At 63.9% G+C, this 12,263-nt stretch carries 11 protein-coding genes; 4 read left to right on the top strand and 7 right to left on the bottom strand.

Annotated features, from left to right (window positions below; genetic code table 11):
- Positions 1-172: 172 nt before the first annotated feature.
- Positions 173-376: a hypothetical protein gene (locus tag ACQY4T_RS03435; protein WP_428537694.1), complete on the top strand. Its 204-nt coding sequence runs from the start codon at positions 173-175 to the stop codon at positions 374-376.
- A gap of 75 nt (positions 377-451) precedes the next feature.
- Here ACQY4T_RS03435 and ACQY4T_RS03430 read toward each other — a convergent pair whose 3' ends face one another.
- The 3 genes from ACQY4T_RS03430 to ACQY4T_RS03420 all read right to left on the bottom strand — a co-directional run bounded on the left by ACQY4T_RS03430 (position 452) and on the right by ACQY4T_RS03420 (position 3,275).
- Positions 452-1,582 (bottom strand): AI-2E family transporter, encoded by a 1,131-nt coding sequence (locus ACQY4T_RS03430; RefSeq protein WP_428537691.1) that lies wholly within the window; start codon positions 1,580-1,582, stop codon positions 452-454.
- A 190-nt stretch (positions 1,583-1,772) separates the two neighbouring features.
- The gene (locus ACQY4T_RS03425) at positions 1,773-2,378 is read right to left on the bottom strand and encodes a DUF1194 domain-containing protein (protein WP_428537688.1); all 606 of its coding nucleotides are present in this window, start codon (positions 2,376-2,378) and stop codon (positions 1,773-1,775) included.
- Between the two features lie 516 nt (positions 2,379-2,894).
- Positions 2,895-3,275 (bottom strand): DUF1127 domain-containing protein, encoded by a 381-nt coding sequence (locus tag ACQY4T_RS03420; protein WP_428537686.1) that lies wholly within the window; start codon positions 3,273-3,275, stop codon positions 2,895-2,897.
- Between the two features lie 128 nt (positions 3,276-3,403).
- Between ACQY4T_RS03420 and ACQY4T_RS03415 the strand changes: the two genes are divergently transcribed.
- Positions 3,404-5,179 (top strand): aminopeptidase P family protein, encoded by a 1,776-nt coding sequence (locus ACQY4T_RS03415; RefSeq protein WP_428537683.1) that lies wholly within the window; start codon positions 3,404-3,406, stop codon positions 5,177-5,179.
- Between the two features lie 133 nt (positions 5,180-5,312).
- On the opposite strand, the gene ada is transcribed toward ACQY4T_RS03415, so the two are convergent.
- Together ada and ACQY4T_RS03405 are read right to left on the bottom strand one after the other, a co-directional pair.
- Positions 5,313-6,383, bottom strand: a complete 1,071-nt coding sequence (gene ada / locus ACQY4T_RS03410; protein ID WP_428537680.1) for a bifunctional DNA-binding transcriptional regulator/O6-methylguanine-DNA methyltransferase Ada — start codon at positions 6,381-6,383, stop codon at positions 5,313-5,315.
- A 136-nt stretch (positions 6,384-6,519) separates the two neighbouring features.
- Positions 6,520-7,608, bottom strand: coding sequence for an OmpA family protein (locus ACQY4T_RS03405; RefSeq protein WP_428537677.1), 1,089 nt, complete (start codon positions 7,606-7,608; stop codon positions 6,520-6,522).
- A gap of 490 nt (positions 7,609-8,098) precedes the next feature.
- On the opposite strand from ACQY4T_RS03405, the gene ACQY4T_RS03400 reads away from it, so the two are divergent.
- Complete coding sequence (locus ACQY4T_RS03400) at positions 8,099-8,719, top strand: DedA family protein (RefSeq protein ID WP_428537674.1); 621 nt, start codon at positions 8,099-8,101, stop codon at positions 8,717-8,719.
- An 83-nt stretch (positions 8,720-8,802) separates the two neighbouring features.
- On the opposite strand, the gene ACQY4T_RS03395 is transcribed toward ACQY4T_RS03400, so the two are convergent.
- Both ACQY4T_RS03395 and ACQY4T_RS03390 read right to left on the bottom strand, forming a co-directional pair.
- The gene (locus ACQY4T_RS03395; protein WP_428537671.1) at positions 8,803-9,744 is read right to left on the bottom strand and encodes an SMP-30/gluconolactonase/LRE family protein; all 942 of its coding nucleotides are present in this window, start codon (positions 9,742-9,744) and stop codon (positions 8,803-8,805) included.
- Between the two features lie 69 nt (positions 9,745-9,813).
- Positions 9,814-10,986, bottom strand: a complete 1,173-nt coding sequence (locus ACQY4T_RS03390; protein WP_428537668.1) for a Fic family protein — start codon at positions 10,984-10,986, stop codon at positions 9,814-9,816.
- A gap of 141 nt (positions 10,987-11,127) precedes the next feature.
- Here ACQY4T_RS03390 and ACQY4T_RS03385 point away from each other — a divergent pair, with 141 nt between their 5' ends.
- Positions 11,128-12,252 (top strand): DSD1 family PLP-dependent enzyme, encoded by a 1,125-nt coding sequence (locus tag ACQY4T_RS03385; RefSeq protein WP_428537665.1) that lies wholly within the window; start codon positions 11,128-11,130, stop codon positions 12,250-12,252.
- Positions 12,253-12,263 lie beyond the last annotated feature (11 nt).

The raw sequence follows: 12,263 nt of genomic DNA, 5'->3' as shown, positions 1-12,263 counted from the left end.
AGTATGGGATGCCGGCTGCCTGACGGCAATGTTTGCGACCGAAGGTTGCGGGGCGTCCGGCTGTCGAGAATCAGGTGTCTCATACTATTCCCGTGATACCAGGGACGTGCCCTGATGGCGCAACGCAGGATACTTGTTGTGCTGTCATATCGGATCGGTGTAACAACCAGCCATGTACGAGCAAATCGGACCGGTTGTCCTCGGGAGTCTCAGCGCCGTTTTCGCGGGTTACGGCGTGTGGGAGTTGGCGCTGGCATACAAGACGACCGCATTGCAGAATTGGGGCGGACGAGCCGTGATGGCTACCGCCAGCGTGTTCATCGCCGCCGTTTTCGCGGCAATGACGCTGCAAATCGTAGGCGCGGGGATCGACTGACAGCTTGGACAAGGGCTCCGGGTTGGACTCGCAGCGGGCCCCATGCTGGGCGCGGAAGACTGGGGCGGCCGAAGCTCAACCCTCCAGCAGGTGACCGAAGGCGCGCAGCGGGCGGAGCTCGTCGCAGATGATCTTGGCGATCGCCAGCAGCGGCACTGCCAGGATCGCGCCGGTAACGCCCCACATCCAATACCAGAAGACCAAAGCCAGGATTAGCGCCACCGGGTTGATGGTGAAACGCCGAGCCAACAGCATCGGGGTGGCGAATTCACCCTCGGCGATGTGGATGGCCAAATACAGGCCGACCGGCAGCAACGCCCACCAGGTGACGCCAAGCGCGAGGACGCTGGCCATCAGGAAGATGACGAGCCCGACCATTGCCCCGAGTATCGGCACGAAATTTAGCACGAAGGCGATGGCGCCCCACAGCACCGGGTTGGCGACGCCACAGACCCACATGACGCAGCCGGTGGCCACGCCGACGAGCAAATTGATGCAGGACACGGTCAGCAGATAGGCGGAGACATCGCGCTCGATGCGGAGCGACAGTTCGACCGCCTGACGCTTGTCCCTGAACCGCGGCAGGATCTCGACCATGCGGAGCAGGAACGTTTCGCCTGAGACCAGCATGTAGAACAGGATGAGCAGGGTAGTGAACAGGCCTGAAGTGGCAGTGGCGGAGCTAGCCAGCAGTGCGCTCAGCAGGCCGGACGGATGCATATTCGGAGCTTGCGTTCCGGGGCTGACGGCCGGGCCCGTGACCAGGTTCATCATCCGCTGGATGGCGTCGATCGGTGGCTGCAGGACGCTCAGGCTGTCTTTCAGCTTGGGGATCGCCTCAGGCAACTTTGCGGCCCAAGCGGCGGCGGGACCGGCGAGCATGCTGATGGTGCCGGCGAAGGTCAGCAGAACCAGCAGCACCGAGAGGATGGCGCCGATGGCGCGCGGGACGTGGATACGCTCCAGCAGGCGGACCAAAGGCTGCAGCAGAAGCTTGAGGACGATGGCAAGGATCAGCGGAAGCACGATCGGCGCGGTGATGTAGAGCGCGGCCATGCAGGCCAGCACGAACAAGCCGCCAAGGAAGAAGGTCCGCGGGTCGGTGGGCAGCGGCATCGCGTCGTCTTCGTCGTCGCCGAAGGTTTTCTTCTCGGTCACGGAACCGACGGTGCGGCCGCGGAGGATGTCGCCCTCGGATTCGGTCACGGCGACGAACTCGTGCCGGGTTTCCTCGGCAATGACTCGGTTTTCGCCGGCTTCTGCTGGTTGGTCGGTCAGACGACGGATCCTCTTGCTGGTGCGACGACGTCGGCTGCGACATCACCTATAACAATGCACGGCGTCAGCTAAGCGTTGCGCGGCGTTCGGGCGGCGGATCACCTCTTCGACATAGCGGTCAGACGATAGGGGATTTGACCTCGCGCGTCAGCTTCTGCCGCATGGCTTCGGCAAAATCGCGATAGTCACGGCAAGTGACCGCGAAGGCGCCGGGGCCGCCGATCACGTCGTTGGTGTAGGAGGTCAGCAGGTCAGGCTCTTCGTGCAGGATGCAGAGGCCGTTGATGGTGATATCCGCCGATACCATGCGGTCACGGACCAGCCCCGGGGCGATCCCGTCGTTGGACCGGCCGTCACCGATGACGTCGACGATGCTGCGATCAGGAATGCCGGGTGCGCGGGCGAACAGGGTCAGCGCAGCCAGCAACGCCTCGCCGATCGCGGTGTTGCCGGCCTTCACGGTGCGCGGCATGTTGTCGACCCCGTCGGCGAATGCTGCCAGGTCGGCCGCCGTGCTGATCGCAGTCCAGCCGGTGATGATGTCCTGCTGTCCGGTGCCGGACCATAGCAACAAAGCGAGCAGGCTACGTCCGGTCAGTCCGGCGGCCACCGCCGGATCACGCAGCGCGTTCGCCATGCCTCCGGCGATAAGTCCGAATTCGTCATAGGTGACGCTGGCCGACCCATCCACCGCCAAAACCATCGCTAGTTCGATGTGATCCATCGCGTTGCTCCGAGATCGGGGCGCCCCGGTTCGTAGCCTGGAGCCAGGGATGCTTGGCGTGGTGGCCGAAGTGGCGGCGTTGCTGTGGCCAATTTCCCACCGCTCGATCTTTCCAGGCAACAGCGGGCCAACCCGACCGGAAACGGGCAGTATTATGCTCGCAATGAAGCGACGGATGCCGCAAAATTTTGCCCTACTGCCAGCGTTACAATCACCGCGTCGCTGCGTCGTGATCTCTGACGGGGCGGCTGGAGGTGTCATGGCGATATCGCGGAAGCAGGCCCGCGCGGGCCGCGGCTTCGCGGTCCCGGTGTTCGGGATTGTGGTGTTGCTATTGTGCTACTGGATCTTGGCGGAGTGGCAGGACGTTCCGGCCATGGTTACCCGAGCGCTTGCGTCCTTGCGCTGGCCGCGATGACGTTGGCGAACACGACTGTATGCACACGCTGGGTCGGCGGCGCTACCGGACGACGCATGCATCAGGCAGTGTCGCCGACTTCGGTCGGAACATAACGGTCAGCGGCTGGTGCCGCGGTGGCGTAGATCAGCGTTGAAACGGGTCTGAAAGACGCGACCAACGTCGCTACGGCTCAGGCCGATATCGCTGAGCTCACGATCCGACATCAGCGACAATTCCTGGGCGGCCTGGTTTTCCCGATGCCAGGACACCATGCCGGTGACCTGACGCGATACCCAGGCCAATAGGCCACCGCGCCGGCGGTTACCGGGGGTGGAGGCGGCCGCGCGAAGGTTCGGCTCTTCCCACTTGGCGTCGATGTAGCTCATGCTGGGTAGCTGGAAGGAAAGTTCGGATTTGGCGGTGTGAACGCTCATGGCAAAATGTCCATACGGGTCCGGGTCGTGCGTGCCGTCGGAATGGCGGTCGCTTCCGGCCATGACGCAGTGCAACATAATGCGGATTACGTGAGCGTTAAGTCGCAGAATCAGCCGACTGCCATGCATATGGAGCATGGGTTGGCGTGAAGCCATGAAATTCTGCAACCATCAGATTCCGAGGATTAAAAATGGACGGTTCAGCATTGCCCGCGCTAAGGCGGGAATTGGTGCATCAGGGTTTGGACGGATTCATCGTTCCGCGGGCAGACGAGCATCTTGGGGAATATGTGCCGGCCGCGGCGGAGCGCCTTGCTTGGCTGACCGGCTTCACCGGCAGTGCCGGGCTGGCGGTGGTGCTGGCCTCAGACGCGGCGGTGTTCACTGACGGGCGTTATGTGCTGCAGCTTGCCGAGCAGACCGATCCGGCGCTGTGGCAGCGGCTCCATATGATCGAGCAGCCGCCGCCGGGCTGGTTGGCGGCACACGCGCCGAAGGGCGCGCGGATCGGCTATGATCCGATGTTGATCAGCCGGGAGGCGTTGGGCCGCTATTGCGATGCTGGTCTGACCATGGTCGCGGTCGAGCGCAATCCGATCGACGCGATATGGCCGGATCGCCCCACGCAACCGACGGCGCCCGCGGTTCCGCACCCGCTGGCTTACGCCGGGCGCGCGTCGGAGCAAAAGCGCGGCGATGTCGCCAAGCTGCTGCTGGAAGCCAAGCAGGACGCAGCGGTGCTGACCGATCCGGCCTCGATCGCGTGGCTGCTGAATATCCGCGGTGCGGACGTGCCGTTCACACCGATTGCGCTGGGCTTCGCGGTGGTTCATGCCGATGCGACGACGGATTTGTTCATGGATGCGGCGAAGCTGCCGGCGGAGACCCGGGCCTGGCTGGGCAACGCGGTGTCGGTGGCGGATCGGACCACACTGGCTTCGGCGTTGGCGAAGCTGGCGGGCAAGACGGTGCGAGTCGATGCGGCGGGGTCGCCGGTCTGGTTCGCGCAGCGACTGGAGAACGCCGAGGCGGTGGTCGCTTCGGCCAGCGATCCCTGCCTGTTGCCGAAGGCTTGCAAGAATCCAACAGAGCAGCATGGGGCACGCGAGGCGCATCTGCGTGATGCGGTCGCGGTCTGCCGCTTCCTGCACTGGCTGTCGGTTGCCGCGCCGAGCGGACGGCAGAGCGAAATCTCCGCCGCTGAGGCGCTACTGGGGTTTCGGCGTGAGGTCGAGGGGTTTCGCGGCGAGAGTTTCCCGGCGATTTCTGGTGCCGCCGAGCACGGCGCGATCATTCATTATCGGGTGAGCGCGGAAACGAACCGCCAGCTTGGGTCGAACGAGGTCTACCTGATCGACTCAGGGGCGCAATATGCGGACGGAACGACAGACATCACCCGAACCATCTGGACCGGACCCGGCGATCCGCCGGACGAGCTGCGTGATCGGGTGACGCGGGTGATGCAGGGGCACATCGCGATCGCCACTGCGGTGTTTCCGAAAGGGGTCGGGGGGGCGCATCTGGATGCGTTCGCGCGGCGGACGTTGTGGCAGGTGGGATTGGATTACGACCATGGTACCGGTCACGGGGTGGGCAGTTATCTGTCGATACACGAGGGGCCGGTCAGTCTGTCCAGGCTGGCGCGTCCGGTAGCGATCGATGTCGGGATGATCCTGTCCAATGAACCGGGGTTCTACCTGCCGGATCAGTACGGCATCCGCCTGGAAAACCTGCTGTTGGTGCAACCGGCCGATTTGCCCGCGGCGGTTAAACCGTTTCTGGCATTCGAGACCTTGACCCTGGCGCCGTTCGATCGGGCGCTGTTGTGTCCGGGGTTGATGACGCGGCAGGAGGTTGACTGGCTGGATGCCTACCACGCCAGGGTTCTGCGCACGGTCGGGCCGGCGTTGGGCGAGGCGGAGCGGGGCTGGCTGACGGCGGCGTGCGCGCCGTTGGGGTCGCGGTGATGGATCGCCCTGTTGTTCTGACTGTCGTGGTGCGATGGTCGCTCAACCTCGGCCGGTCGGCGATTATCGAGCCGCTGCCTTGTCCATCGACGCCAGGATGGCGGTGAACTGGTCCGCCAACCCGGCCCGCCAGTCAGCCCCGCAACGAAAGCGACCTCTCTTGCTCTAGCAGCGCCTGCTTACGTGGCACGCCCCAGCGGTAGCCGATCAACCGGCCATCGCTGCCGATCACCCGGTGGCAAGGCACCGCGAGCGACACAGGATTGGTCGCGCACGACCGCGCCACCGCTCGGACTGCCTTCGGGTTTCCCGCCATCGCGGCGAGTTGGGCGTAGCTGCGGGTCTCGCCGGGCGGAATGGTGCACAGCGTACGCCATACCCTTTGCTGAAAGGCGGTTCCTCGCAAGTCGAGAGGAAGGTCCAAGCCCTGTTTTGGTTCGCGCAGGAAGTCCACGACCGCACCGACCGTACCCGCCAGCGCGGCATCGTCCGTGCTGATCGCCGCCTGCGGGAAACGCCGTCGCAGATCGGCCATCAACGCATCATCCGGTTCGGCGAAACCGATGAAGCAGACGCCCTTGTCGGTCGCGCCGACCAGCAACCGGCCGAACGGACAGTTGGCAAACGCGGTGCGGATGCGCTCGCCCTGACCGCCGCGCCGCGCGGCGCCGGGGGTCATACCGAGCAAAGTGGCGGTATGTTCATAGACCCGGCTTTCGGAACCGAAGCCGGCGTCGGCGACCGCATCGATCACTCGGTTGCCATCGGCGAGTGAGGCATGCAGCCGGCGGGCGCGAATCGCCTCGGCGTAAGCGCGTGGCGTCAGGCCGGTATGGTCGCGGAACATGCGCAGAAAGTGAAATCGCGAATAGCCTGAGCGTTTAGCCAGGACCTCGAGCGAGGGGACCTCGTCGCTGGCCTCAATGAAGGCGCTGGCGTCGCGCACCACGTCCTGGGCGATGCGGGCGCGCTCGCCTTTCGGGTCGCAGCGCTTGCAGGCGCGGAATCCGGCTGCCTCGGCTTCCGGCGGAGAGCGGAAGAAACGAGTGTTTTTGCGCAGCGGCCGGGGCGAGGGACAACCCGGGCGGCAATACACTCCCATAGTGGTTACCGCATAGAAGAAGTCGGCGCCGGCCTGGCGGGTGAAGACCTGATTCCAGAGATGCTCTTCGGAAACCCGGTCGATGATGTGTGTGTCTTGCATGGTCGGTAATCTGGCCAGGACTGTCGTCGCGTCGCCATCCGGTGATTGCGGCGGCTCAATCGGAATACGGTCCGGGCCAGACGTCGGCCCAACCGGAAACGGGCGTTTGCCCGCTGCACGGTTGTTGGATCGGGGGTCAGCGGATGATGATTTCGACCCGACGATTCTGCGGCTCCCTCACGTTGCGGCCGGTAGCGACCAGAAGGTGGGTCTGCCCGAAGCCCTGCACGGTAATCACGTTCCGCGGCACGCCGTCTCGCACCAGTTCGCCGGCCACGGCCCTGGCGCGGCGAATCGACAGATCCTGGTTGTAAGCTCGGATTCCGGACGTGTCTGTGTAGCCGTTGACCTCGATCCGGGTGACCTGGACGCGGCTGGAGTTGTCCGCTGCCTCCTTTACGATCGCTCGCGCACGTTCGGTCAGATCCGCTTTGTCCCAGTCAAAGAACACCAGATAGGATCGGGCCGGAGCGGGTGCCGGAGCGGCAGTAGGAAGGGGCGCCGGCGGCGCGGGCGGCGGTGGCACGTTGAACGCGTAGCGAACCCCGATCACGACGTCATGGTCGAACTGATTGTGCAGCTTGAGTTCCGATGGTGTGATCACGCCGCCGTTATCGACCACCCCATCGTATTTGGCGCCACCGAGGATATCCATGAAGCGGTAATCCGCGGTGAGCGACAGACCGGGTACATTGGGTATCGGAAACGACGCGCCGACGATACCCTGAAGGGCGAAGGCGCCGTCCTGGGTGCTGGTCGAGGACGAAAAGCCGCCATTCAAAGCTGTGGAATTTACCGAATTCAGCTTCGTCCATTGATATCCGGCACCGCCGCCGAGATAGGGAAAGACCCAGCGGGAACCGACGTCGATGTCGAACAGGGCGTTGGCCATCACGCCGTATGTACGGATCGTACCGTTGCTGGCGGTGGGGAACGGCGTGCCAAGCACATGACGCAGGTCGCTGCGGGCGAAGTCGCCCTCGATCTCGAAGCGGAACCCATTGCCTAGGCCATATCCGACGGCGAGGTTGGAGTTGAAGCCGAAATCCTCGTTCAATTGCAGTTGCCCGGTCCCGAAACCGGCGCCTGACGCCGTCACCTTCGGGTTTTGCGGGGCATGCAGCCCGGCACCGGCGCCGACATACAATCCGCTGATCGGCTGCGCGATGGCGAGGATCGGTGTCGTCAGAAGGGCCGTGGCAAGAATCGCACCGCGGAGACGCATGCGCCTGAACTCCTGGGTTAGGTCTTGGATTGTCCGGGATAGGAGCAACCGCTGGAAGCGGCTGCTTGCGCCCAGCCCTTTGACGTCCCCCATATTCGGCGGTCGGTCCGAACCGGCAATTCACCACGACTTGAACAGCATCATGTAAGCCTGACGCGATCCTGTCGCATAGGCCGTGCGACGATTTGAAGCGGACCCGAAAAGGTCGGATAACTGATTGCTTTCGCTTAGTTTGTTGTGGCAGTGTCGAAGCTGATGCGTGAATAATCAACTTTTACGTTATTTCATCTTTGGCGCCGAAATGCAAATCGATCGCCGTGCAGGCGGGCAACAGATGGCGGTTTTTAGCCGGTGGAGGAAACCGATACATCGTGCCAATGATACGGCGATTTCCGATCGAGTCGCGCCCTTGTATACGTCCGCTTTCCTTCGTCACCAGGACTAGCCATAGTGCTTATTGGATTGCTTTGCGGGAGTATTCATCCGGCCTATGTGGTATTGCATCGACATCATCGTCGACATGGTGACGCTGCATCCGGGCTGGGCGCTGGGCGCGGTGTTTCTTGCCGCTATCGTCGAGGCCGTGGCGGTGCTTGGCATCCTGATTCCAGGGACTCCAATCCTGATGGCGGTCGCCGGCGCAGCGGCGATGGCTGGACAGTCGATGCTGCCGTTCCTGGCACTTTCCATCCTGGGCGCGGTGATTGGCGATTTCCTTTCGTTCTGGGTAGGCAAACGGTTCAGCCTTCGGTTGCGTGGCGTTTGGCCGTTTTCGCGGCGGCCCATGCTGATGGACAACGCGGCCCGCTTCTTTGATCGGTATGGCGTCTATAGTGTGGCACTGTGCCGGTTTGTGCCGGTGCTGCGGTCCACCGTTCCGCTGGTTGCAGGCATGGCGGGGATGCGACAGCGGGCCTTTGTGGCGGCGAATGTCGCATCGGCGTTGGTCTGGGCGCCGGTGCACATCTACCCGGCGCGGATCGCTGGTTTGTCGATCGGACGGCTGCGCGATGGTGACTGGCAATCCGCCGCGCTTTGGGGCGCGGTGCTATTGACCGGTTGCGCCGGAGCATGGCTGGTTCACCGGGCGGTTATCGCCCACTGGCGATAGCGCCTAAGCGGTTTCGCCGAACGGACGACGCTTCAATCCAAAGCTGGAAGCCGGCGGTCCGAGCGGGGTCGTTTATCCGCGTTTCAGCCGCCAACCGCACCCTGGGTATTGACATACAGCGAATACAGCCCGTGGCTGGCCGCCATGAAGAGCCGGTTGCGGAAGCGGCCACCGAAGCAAAGGTTAGCGGCTCGCTCAGGCAGCGTTATGTGGCCGATCGGCGTGGCGCTTTTGTCAAATACCCGCACGCCGTCCAACTCGTCCTGGCCCATGCCCCAGCCGCACCATAGATTGCCGTGTACGTCGACGCGAAACCCATCCGGCGTGCCTGCTTCGGCGTCGATGAACACGCGGTTCCGAGCCAGTTTGCGGCCGCCGTCGACGACGTCGAAGGCGCGGATCAGGCGGTTCGGTTCGGCGCGCGAGGCGACCACATAGAGCACCTGCTCGTCGGGGGAGAAGGCGAGCCCGTTGGGGCCCTCGATGTCGTCGGCCATCATCGCGGCGTGGCCGGTCTGGGCGTCGATGCGCCAGACCGCGGCGGGAATTTCGGACGCAGCCTTCTCGCCCTCGTAATAACCGCTGATGCCGAAAAGCGGATCGGTGAACCAGATCGAGCCGTCGGATTTCACCACCACGTCGTTGGGCGAATTCAGCCGTTTGCCTTCGTGGCGATCCATCACGATGGTGATGCTGCCGTCATACTCGGTGCGGGTGACGCGGCGACCGCGATGCTCGCACGTCACCAAGCGACCCTGGCGGTCGCGGGTGTTGCCGTTGGCATTCCACGAGGTTTTGCGAAACACGCTGACCGCGCCGGTTTCCTCTTCCCATTTCAGGATGCGGTCGTTGGGGATGTCGCTCCACAACAAGTAGCGGCCATCGCCGAAATACACCGGGCCTTCGGACCAGCGGCAGCCGGTGGCCAATTGTTCGACGGAGGCGAGCGGCAGGCGCAGCGCGTTGAAGCTGGGATCCAGCACTTGCACGTTCGGATCGGGATAGCGCTGGCTTGGTGCCCACATGGTTCGATCTCCCCCGGTTTGGCGTTGAAGCAGCGTAGATGAGGTTGGTGCGGCGGGAAACCGGTCGGATTACCGTGGCAGGGGATCGGTGCCCTCGCTCAGCAAATCGAGAAACCCGCCGTAGACGAACACCTTGCCGCGCTGACGGCCCGTCGTTTCGCGAACAATGCCCAATTTCCGCAGGTGGCCGATGGCGCTGGTGACGGTGGGCTGCGACAGGCCAAGCTGGCGGGATGCATCGGGGATGGTAGTCAATCCGCGCCGCTGGAGGAATTGATGCAGCCGCATCGCCGTGGCGGCGGGCCGGCCAAGTTGCTCGATGCGGGCTCGGTCGTTGCCGAACAGCCGTAGCAGGCTCTGCGCGGTCTGGGTGCCTTGGCGAGCGGTCTCGGTGACGCCGCGGAGGAAAAAGCCGACCCACGCCTCCCAGTCGCCGCCCTCGCGCACTGCTTGCAGGTGGTCATAATAAGCCTGCCGGTTCTGCTTGAAGAACAGGCTGAGATAGAGCAGCGGCTCGCGCAGGACACCGCGTTCGCAGAGCAGGAAGGTTATCAGCAGGCGGCCGAGGCGGCCGTTGCCGTCAAGGAACGGGTGGATGGTTTCGAACTGGACATGCACCAGGGCGGCTTTCACCAGCAGCGGCAGGTCCGGGCTGTCGGCGTGGATGAAGGCTTCGAGCGCGCCGAGGGCGTCCATGACTAGGTGCGGCGGTGGCGGCACGAACAGGGCGTTGCCGGGCCGCGTGCCGCCGATCCAGTTCTGGGTGCGGCGGAATTCACCAGGGTCCTTGTCCTGGCCTCGGCCTTGCGAAAGCAGGATGGCGTGGATTTCCCGGATCAGGCGAAGCGACAAGGGAAAGTCCTCGCGCAGGCGGCGCAGACCATGGTTCATCGCGGCGACATAACTGGAGACTTCGCGCGTGTCATCGATCGGAACGCCCGGCGCCTCTTCCGCCTCGTATAGCAGCAGATCGGACAGCGAGGATTGGGTGCCCTCGATCTGGGAGGACAGCAGGGCTTCCTTGCGGATATAAATGTAGAGGAACAGGGAGGGATCGGGCAGCACCGATGCGATACCGTCGAGCCGTCCGAGCGTCTGGTTGGCTTGTTCGAGCGGGACGTGCAGGCCCGCGAGGTCGATGGGCGGTATGGGTGGCAAGGGTGGCGGGACGTAGGCGCGCACCGGCTCGCCGCCGATGGCGGTGGTTTCGTAGCGACCCAGGCGGCTTGGGTAGTCGGGCATCTGCGACCTTGTTAAAGGATGCGTTAATAGCGCGCTGGCTTATTAAAGAAAAGAAGGTTATATCTTAATTACGGGGTTGCCTGGGGGTTGCCGAAGGCCCGGGATGCGGCGAAACTGGCCGTCCTACTGAGGAATTAATCCATGATGCAACTGCCGCCCGCCGCTCCCGGCATGCGCGAAGACGAGATCGACACCCCTGCTCTGGTCATCGACCTGGACGCCTTCGAGGCAAATCTCGATTCCATGGCCGCGCTGCTGGCGCCGACCGGAGTGAAGCTGCGGGCGCATGCCAAGACGCACAAATCCCCCGTCATCGCCAAAATGCAGATGGCGCGCGGCGCGGTCGGCAACTGTGTGCAGAAGGTGGCGGAAGCCGAGGTGCTTGCCTGGGGTGGCATTCCCGACATCCTGGTCAGCAACGAGGTCGTCGGCGCGGCCAAGCTGGCTCGGCTATGCGCGCTGTCACGGATCGCCAAGGTCGCGGTCTGCGCCGATGATCCCGGGCAGATCGCGGCGATCGAAGCGGCGGCGGCTGACGCCGCCATTCGCATGCCGGTGTTGGTGGAGATCGACGTCGGTGCCGGGCGCTGCGGGGTTCAGCCCGGACCGGACGCGGTGACACTGGCGAAGCGGATTGCCGGGTCAAAACACTTGGTTTTCGGCGGATTGCAGGCCTATCACGGCAGTGCTCAGCACAAGCGCACGCCAGCGGAGCGGCGGACTCTGATCGGCGGCGCGGTCGACGCATCGCGGCGTACGGTGGAGCAACTGCGTCAACAGGGATTGGACTGCGCGATCGTGGGCGGCGCCGGCACCGGAACGTTCGAATTCGAATCCAAGTCGGGTGTCTATACCGAAATGCAGGCTGGTAGCTACGTTTTTATGGACGCGGACTATGCCAGGAACCTTGACGAGGAGGGTGCGCCGGTCAGCACGTTCCGACATGCGCTGTTTGTACTGGCATCAGTGATGAGCCAGGCGCAGGCGGGCATCGCGGTCGTGGATACGGGGCACAAGGCGGTGGCGGTGGATTCCGGTTTGCCCACAGTCTGGCAGCGGCCGGACATTCGCTACACCAGCGCGTCAGACGAGCACGGCAAGCTGCAATACGGCAGCGAGACAGCATCGCCCAAGGTCGGCGAAAAACTGCGGCTGGTGCCCGGCCATTGCGACCCGACGGTGGACAAGTTCGACTGGTATGTCGGCGTGCGCAACGGCCGCGTAGAGTGCCTGTGGCCAGTAGCCGCGCGCGGTGGCCTGAGCTGAATCAGCGGGAT

Source organism: Rhodopila sp., assembly GCF_965277825.1.
GTDB lineage: Bacteria > Pseudomonadota > Alphaproteobacteria > Acetobacterales > Acetobacteraceae > Rhodopila.
This window is presented reverse-complemented; position numbering and strand designations above follow the sequence as displayed.

What these genes read in the sequence shown, in the direction of transcription:
- ACQY4T_RS03435 (WP_428537694.1), top strand. Translation starts at nt 173, where the DNA reads ATGTACGAGCAAATCGGACCGGTTGTCCTCGGGAGTCTCAGCGCCGTT.
- ACQY4T_RS03425 (WP_428537688.1), bottom strand. Translation starts at nt 2,378, where the DNA reads ATGGATCACATCGAACTAGCGATGGTTTTGGCGGTGGATGGGTCGGCC.
- ACQY4T_RS03420 (WP_428537686.1), bottom strand. Translation starts at nt 3,275, where the DNA reads ATGGCCGGAAGCGACCGCCATTCCGACGGCACGCACGACCCGGACCCG.
- ACQY4T_RS03415 (WP_428537683.1), top strand. Translation starts at nt 3,404, where the DNA reads ATGGACGGTTCAGCATTGCCCGCGCTAAGGCGGGAATTGGTGCATCAG.
- ada (WP_428537680.1), bottom strand. Translation starts at nt 6,383, where the DNA reads ATGCAAGACACACACATCATCGACCGGGTTTCCGAAGAGCATCTCTGG.
- ACQY4T_RS03405 (WP_428537677.1), bottom strand. Translation starts at nt 7,608, where the DNA reads ATGCGTCTCCGCGGTGCGATTCTTGCCACGGCCCTTCTGACGACACCG.
- ACQY4T_RS03400 (WP_428537674.1), top strand. Translation starts at nt 8,099, where the DNA reads ATGTGGTATTGCATCGACATCATCGTCGACATGGTGACGCTGCATCCG.
- ACQY4T_RS03395 (WP_428537671.1), bottom strand. Translation starts at nt 9,744, where the DNA reads ATGTGGGCACCAAGCCAGCGCTATCCCGATCCGAACGTGCAAGTGCTG.
- ACQY4T_RS03390 (WP_428537668.1), bottom strand. Translation starts at nt 10,986, where the DNA reads ATGCCCGACTACCCAAGCCGCCTGGGTCGCTACGAAACCACCGCCATC.
- ACQY4T_RS03385 (WP_428537665.1), top strand. Translation starts at nt 11,128, where the DNA reads ATGATGCAACTGCCGCCCGCCGCTCCCGGCATGCGCGAAGACGAGATC.